2 protein-coding genes are annotated in these 1096 nt (G+C 54.6%); both read right to left on the reverse strand.

The features are described from left to right. Positions 1-710 (reverse strand): phage major capsid protein (locus tag VZT47_RS10590; protein ID WP_330224917.1); only part of this gene is annotated, 710 nt, incomplete at its 3' end. A 12-nt stretch (positions 711-722) separates the two neighbouring features. Beyond that, the coding region (locus tag VZT47_RS10595) for an ATP-dependent Clp protease proteolytic subunit (protein ID WP_330224918.1) at positions 723-1096 on the reverse strand (374 nt) is incomplete at its 5' end.

The following is a 1096-nucleotide window of genomic DNA, read 5'->3' on the forward strand; positions in this document are numbered from 1 at the left end:
AAGGCTTCTTCTACCTTGGTGCCGATGCGTCTTGCAAATTCCTGGGTGATATAGCTTTCCAGGTCGAAAACGCTGTCGTTCATCAGTTCTTCGGAAACCCGGATGGCGGTCCCCAGCTTATGGGCTCCCAGATTCACGTGGCTGAAGGTGTCATCACTTTCCGGGTAGGCGCTGCCTTCTTCCATCCAGGCCGCTTCCCCGTGGCTGGCTACCACCGGGATGGTGTGATCCCCGGAAGAAGTCCGGATGGTATGGGCCAGGCCCCGGAAGAAGTTCTCTTCCTGGAGGGCCGCCACCAAGGTGTGCTCGTATTCATCCGGGACCAGGTAGCCCCCTTCCGGATCGGAGCCGATGGTCAGGGTATCCTTCACTTCCTGGATGTTTCCCTTGCCCCGGAAGGCCTGCCAGAAGGCTTTGGTATAGGCATCACTGGCCCGGCCTTTCTTTTCGTCCGGTTTGATCAACCCGGCCCCCGGATTTCCTTTCAGGGCCGTATCGATGGTCTTGTTCATTTCATCGTCGATGTTCCGCTGGCGTTCCAGCCGTTCGATTTCTTTGCCCAGGGCCACCACTTTTTCTTCCATCCGGTCATAGACGGCGCTGTCTTCCGCAGATACCATGCCGTCCTTATCCCGGTGGGATTCCAGGAAGGCTTTGGCCATTTCCCAGGTGTTGGCTCTTTCTTCTCTCAGTTTCAGGATCTGATTCATGGAAATTCCTCCTTAATGCACAAGAAGGCCCAGCCGCTTCATGAGTTTGTCCGCGGGGACCTTGTTGGGTACGGGTTCTTTTGTTTTCTTCACAGACAGCTTGGTCAGCAGGGAATTGGTCACTGCCGCCCGGCTGAACAGCATGGCATCTACGTTGATGTCATTTTCCGTTTTCTCTTCGGTGTAGAGAATGGCGTCTGCAAAACCTAGTTCCACCGCCTTCTTAGCGTTGAACCAGGATTCTGCGTCCATCAGCCTGGAAATCTTGTTCCGGGACAGGCCGGTTTTGATTTCGTAGGCGTTGACGATGCTTTCCTTTACTTCAGAGAGCATATCTATGGCCTTCTGCATTTCCTTGCTGTCGCCAATAGCCACCGTGATGGGAT

It is taken from the genome of Dialister sp. (assembly GCF_036343215.1).
Classification (GTDB): domain Bacteria; phylum Bacillota; class Negativicutes; order Veillonellales; family Dialisteraceae; genus Dialister.